At 72.4% G+C, this 5,469-nt stretch carries 4 protein-coding genes; all 4 read right to left on the bottom strand.

Annotated elements, in window-relative coordinates; all coding sequences use genetic code 11:
• Positions 1 to 84: 84 nt before the first annotated feature.
• The gene (locus ACFWX1_RS44600; protein ID WP_378395986.1) at positions 85 to 1,617 is read right to left on the bottom strand and encodes a uroporphyrinogen-III synthase; all 1,533 of its coding nucleotides are present in this window, start codon (positions 1,615 to 1,617) and stop codon (positions 85 to 87) included.
• Between the two features lie 86 nt (positions 1,618 to 1,703).
• Positions 1,704 to 2,651, bottom strand: coding sequence for a hydroxymethylbilane synthase (hemC, locus tag ACFWX1_RS44595; protein ID WP_378395984.1), 948 nt, complete (start codon positions 2,649 to 2,651; stop codon positions 1,704 to 1,706).
• Complete coding sequence (locus tag ACFWX1_RS44590) at positions 2,652 to 3,968, bottom strand: glutamyl-tRNA reductase (protein WP_378395983.1); 1,317 nt, start codon at positions 3,966 to 3,968, stop codon at positions 2,652 to 2,654.
• A complete protein-coding gene (locus ACFWX1_RS44585; RefSeq protein WP_378395982.1) occupies positions 3,968 to 4,933 on the bottom strand; it encodes a redox-sensing transcriptional repressor Rex in 966 nt (321 codons plus the stop codon). The genes ACFWX1_RS44590 and ACFWX1_RS44585 overlap by 1 nt, the downstream gene beginning before the upstream one ends.
• Positions 4,934 to 5,469: the final 536 nt, after the last annotated feature.

The following is a 5,469-nucleotide window of genomic DNA, read 5'->3' as shown; positions in this document are numbered from 1 at the left end:
TCGGCGGTCTTTTCACTGCTGCCGTGGGCTCACCCCCCCCCCTTCAGCTCGTCCTACGAGACGAAAGTCCCCTTCAGCCCGTTCTTAGCTGCGGCGGGCGCGCTTGGCCTTGCGCGGCGGCGGCAGCGCGCCCTCGGCACGCAGTTTCGCGGCGTGCGCGGCGAGCGCGTCGACCAGGTGCGGGACGTCGGCCTTCTCCGGCTGGACGTCGACCCGCAGCCCGAACTCCACCGCGGTCTCCGCGGTCTTCGGGCCGATGCACGCGACGAGGGTGCGCGCGTGCGGCTTGCCCGCGATACCGACCAGGTTCCGCACGGTCGAAGACGAGGTGAAGCACACCGCGTCGAAACCGCCGGTCTTGATCATCTCGCGGGTCTCGGCGGGCGGCGGGGCGGCGCGGACGGTCCGGTAGGCCGTCACGTCGTCGATCTCCCAGCCGCGATCGCGCAGCCCGGCGGACAGCGTCTCGGTGGCGATGTCGGCGCGCGGCAGCAGCACGCGGTCGACAGGGTCGAGGACGTCGTCGTACGGCGGGAACTCGGCGAGCAGGCCCTCGCTGGACTGCTCGCCCTCGGGCACCAGCTCGGGGATGATGCCGAACGAGCGCACCTTGGCCGCGGTCGACTCGCCGACACAGGCGATCTTCACCCCGGAGAACGCGCGGGCGTCCAGACCGAACTCCTCGAACTTCTCCCACACCGCGCGGACGGCGTTGGTCGAGGTGAACACGATCCACTGGTAACGGCCGTCGACGAGGCCCTTGACCGAACGCTCCATCTGCGCCGGGCTGCGCGGCGGTTCGACGGAGATGGTCGGCACCTCGTGCGAGGTCGCGCCGTGGCCGCGCAGCCGCTCGGCCATCTCGCCCGCCTGCTCCTTGGTGCGCGGAACCAGGACCTTCCAGCCGTACAGCGCGCGCGACTCCCACCACGACAGCTTCGAGCGCTGCCCCGCGGCCTGGCCGATCGTGACGATCAGCGGGCCGACCAGCTCGCCGGCGTCGGCCGCGAGCTTCTCCAAGGTGGTGTCCAGCGTGCGCTGGGTGTTGATGGTGCCGTTCGCGGTCACCGCGACCGGGGTGCTCGCCGGCCGGCCCTTCTCGACCAGCGCGGACGCCGCTTCGGCCAGGTGGCTCGACGTCGCGTGCAGCACGAGCGGGCCGGGCGCGGCGGCCAGCGCGGCCCAGTCGACGTCACCGCGGACGTCGACCTCCGTGTGCGTGCCGCCCAGCGCGATCCCCGCGTAGGCCGGGACGGCGGCGCTCGGCGAGACGCCGGGGATGACGTCGAACACGGCGCTGGTGCGCGCGACGGCCTGGACCTCGGCCACCACGGCCGGGCTGGTCAGCGGGTCACCGGCGATCAGGCGCAGGACCAGCCGCCCCGCCTTCGCCTCGGTGGTCAGGTCCTTGGCGACGTCGGCCGCCTCGCCGACGGCCGGGCGTACCTCGGCACCTTCGGCGGCGAAGGCCAGCACACCGGCCGGGACGTCGGGGTCGGTCACCACGACCTCGGCCTTCGCCAGCAGTTCCTGGGCCCGGACGGTGAGCAGTCCTGCGTCACCGGGGCCCGAGCCCACGAAGGCGACGCGCCCGGTGGTCTTACGCGCGGGGGTCATCTGTGCGTTTCTCCTCATTGGACGGCCGTGCGCGCTCGGGCACGGCCGCAGTTCTCCAGTACGGCTGGTCGTTCTCTCGGGGTCGGTCAGTGCGCGGTGCCGCGCAGCGCTCCGGCACCCAGGTCCAGCAGCTCGGCCGCCAGCGTCCGGCCCAGCTGCGCGGCCTCGGCCTTGTCGCCGAGCACCGAGGCACGCAGCATGTCCACCGACCCGTTCTCGCCCTCGACGGCCGCGGTGCCGCGAAGCGAGATCCGTTCCACGACCGCGCCCTCGGCGTCGAGGTCCTCGACGATCTCGGCGAGCGCACCCACCGGAGCGGTGCACCCGGCTTCGAGCGCGGCCAGCATGGCCCGTTCGGCCGTCACCGCGGCCCGCGTGCCCTCATCGTCCACTGTGGACGAAAGCAGCCGCTCGACGTCCACGTCCCCGTCCCGGCACTCCACCGCCAGCGCCCCCTGCGCGGGAGCGGGCAGCATCTGGATCGGGTCGAGGGTCTCGGTGATCGCCCCGCCCCGCCCGATACGCACCAGGCCGGCACGCGCGAGCACCACGGCATCCAGCTCGCCGTCGGTGACCTTGCGCATGCGGGTGTCGATATTGCCTCGGATCGGCACGATTTCCAAACCGAGCCCGAGCGCGCGCAGCTGCGCGGTGCGCCGCGGCGCACCGGTGCCGACCGTCGAACCCGGCGGCAGCTCACCCAGGGTGAGCCCGTCACGGGCGATCAGCGCGTCGCGCGGGTCCTCGCGCGGCGGGATCGCGGCGAGGGTGATCCCGGGCTCGGGCGCGGTCGGCAGGTCCTTGCAGGAGTGCACGATGACGTCGACCTCTTCGCGCAGGAGCGCTTCCCGCAGCGCGGAGGTGAACACCCCGACGCCGATCTGCGGGATCGGCGCCGACGACTGGTCGCCGGGCGTGGTGACGGTGACGATCTCGACCTCGGCGCCCGCCTTGCGGAGCGTTTCGGCGACGGTTCCGGTCTGCGCGAGCGCCAGCTTGCTGCCGCGCGTCCCGATGCGGATGACTCTGGTCACTTACTGGTTCTTCCCTGGTGGTTGCTGCGCGGTCGGGCGTGCCACCGCCGCGGGGGCCTGCGGGTCGAGGCAGAACAGCTCGCGCAACGCGTTGGCGTAGTCGGTGTCGGCCGTCTCGGCGGCCAGCTGCTTGACCCGCACCGTCGGCGCGTGCAGCAGCTTGTCGACCACCCGGCGGACCGTGCGGCCGACCTCCTCGCGGACACCCGAATCGAGGTCGGGCAGCCGGTTGTCCAGCCGCAGCAGCTCCGCGTCGACGACCTCGGCCGCGCGACGGCGCAGTGCGGTCACGGTCGGGGTGACCTCGGCGCTGCGCTGTCCGGCGAGGTAGTCACGCACCTCGTCGAGCACGATGCCGGTGGCCTTGGCGGTCTGCTTCTCGGTGGTCGGGGTGCCCGCCTCCCGCATGCGGCGCTGGATGGTCTCCAGGTCCACCACGGTGACCGACGCCAGCTCACCGACCGCGGCGTCGACATCCCTCGGCAGGCCGAGGTCGCAGACGACCAGCGCGCGGCCGTCCCGGGGCGTGACGTGCTCGGGCGTGAAGACGGCGTCCTGCGCGCCGGTGCAGCAGATCACGACGTCGGCCAGCTCGACCGCGCGCGCGACGTCGGCCAGCGGCACCGAGCGGGCCTGGATCCCGGCCTCGGTGACGGACGCGGCGAGGCGCTGGGCGTTGGCCTCGGTGCGGTTGGCCACGGTGATCTCGCCGATGCCGCCCTTGCGCAGCTGGGACGCGGTGAGCGCGCCCATCGAGCCGGCGCCGACGATCAGCGCGTGTTTGCCCTCGATCTCGCCCGCGGCGGCCAGCGCCTCGGAGACCACCGACGCGCCGAGCGCGTCCAGGCCGGTCTCGGAGTGCACGCGCTTCCCGACCCGCAGCGTGGTCTGGACCAATTCGTGCAGGGTGCGGCCGACCGTGCCCGCCTCACGCGCCGTGGCGTAGGCGGAACGGACCTGGCCGAGGATCTGCGTCTCCCCGACGACCATCGAGTCCAGCCCCGAGGCCACCGAGAAGATGTGCTCGATCGCGGCGCCCGCGTAGTGCACGTACAGGCTGTCGTACAGGTCCGCGGGCTCCATCCCGGCCTGGCGGGCCAGGACGTCGGAGATGTCGTTGAGGCCACCGTGGAACGTCTCGACGACCGAGTAGACCTCGATCCTGTTGCAGGTCGAAACCAGCATCGCCTCGCTGACGTGCTCGGCCTGCTGCAGCTCGTGCAGGACCTTGACCACCTCGTGCGCGGGCACCGCGGCCCGCTCGAGCGTGCTCAGCTCCGCGCTGCGATGGGAAAGCCCGACTGCCAACACGCTCATCAGCGCACCACCATTCCCCGCCCGCCGTCCGTCCCGGCGCGCCCATTACCCGAAGCACTCTTCCCCCTCGAGAGTGCACCAGCCTTGCCATTGTCGGCACTGGGGCGGGCCCCCTGTTCTCCGTTATGGCCGTCACCGCCCGCCGCGCCGTTGCCCAGGGCGTGATCGGCTCGCCGGGCCACGTGGAAGGAGAGGATCTGCAACTCGACCGCCAGATCGACCTTGCGGACCTCGATGTGCGGCGGCACCTGCAGCACCACCGGCGCGAAGTTCAGGATGCACTGGACACCGCCCGCGACCAGCAGATCGCACACCGACTGCGCGGCCGTCGGCGGCGTCGCGATCACGCCGATGGAGATCTGCCGCTCGGCGCAGACCTGCGGGATCTCGTCCAGATGCGACACCGGCAGCCCGCCGACCGGCACGCCGATCAGGTCCGGGTCGAGGTCGAACAGCGCTTCCACCGGGAAGCCGCGGCCGGGGAACCCGCCGTAGTTGGCCAGCGCGTGGCCGAGGTTACCGATCCCGACCACGGCGACGCGGTGCTTGCGCGTCAGGCCGAGGATGCGCTCGATCTGGCTCACCAGGACCTGCACGTCGTAGCCGACGCCGCGGGTGCCGTAGGAGCCGAGGTAGGAGAGGTCCTTGCGCAGCTTCGCCGAGTTGACCCCGGCGGCCTGCGAGAGTTCCTCACTGGACACCGTCGTCGCGCCCTGCTCGGCCAGTCCGGAAAGGACCCGCAGGTACACCGCGAGCCGCGCGACCGCGGCCTCGGGGATCGACTTCGCCCTGGCCTCGCCGCCGTCGCCGGTGGTGCCGCCGTTGCCGTTGGTGCCGGGCACGGCGGGGATCTCCGCGGTGGGCGCGTTGTCGGCGTCGGGGGTGGCCCGGCCGTCGCGGTTGTCCCGGCGGCGGGACGCCCGGGGTGGCGTAGACCCGTCACCACGCCCCCGCTGTGTCACCACGCTGGCACTCCTGTTCACCGCGATTTCCGACCGTGCGTCCGGTACCGCTCCGGCCATCGCCACAACCGTACGAAACTGGCTCTTGACCCGGCGGCGGGAGTCCGGTTTGATGCCGGGCCGCGCGGAGGCGATGGGTCTACGGTAGTCCACTTGTGAACGCAGGCACAAAGTCACAGGTAGGAGACATGACCAGTCCCACATACGGAGTCTTGACGCGGCGCCGGGTAGCGGACGGGTCAGCGTTCGCCGGTATTGGTGGGGTTCACGGTGTCTCGCCGCGGCACTCTGGTCGCTCTGCGATCCGCGTCGGTTGCGGTGCGTGATCAGCGCTCGGGAGTGCTGAAGGGCGCTTTCAGTGCATTAGGTGAGCTGAAGGGCACCTTCGGTACGTCCGGCGCGATGAAGGACGCCTTCAGGGCATCGCGGCCCGAGCGGGCTCCCGGCTCCCGGCTCCCGGCTCCCGGCTCCCGGCTCCCGGCTCCCGGCTCCCGGCTCCCGGCTCCCGGCTCCCGGCTCCCGGCTCCCGGCTCCCGGCT

Source organism: Amycolatopsis sp. NPDC059021 (assembly GCF_042739895.1).
In the GTDB taxonomy this organism is placed as follows: domain Bacteria; phylum Actinomycetota; class Actinomycetes; order Mycobacteriales; family Pseudonocardiaceae; genus Amycolatopsis.
The sequence above is the reverse complement of the archived record's forward strand: the minus strand, read 5'-3'. Positions and strand labels throughout refer to the sequence as shown.

Bases quoted from the DNA above. Each gene is read 5' to 3' on its own strand.
- ACFWX1_RS44590 (WP_378395983.1), bottom strand. From the start codon at position 3,968: ATGAGCGTGTTGGCAGTCGGGCTTTCCCATCGCAGCGCGGAGCTGAGC.
- ACFWX1_RS44600 (WP_378395986.1), bottom strand. From the start codon at position 1,617: ATGACCCCCGCGCGTAAGACCACCGGGCGCGTCGCCTTCGTGGGCTCG.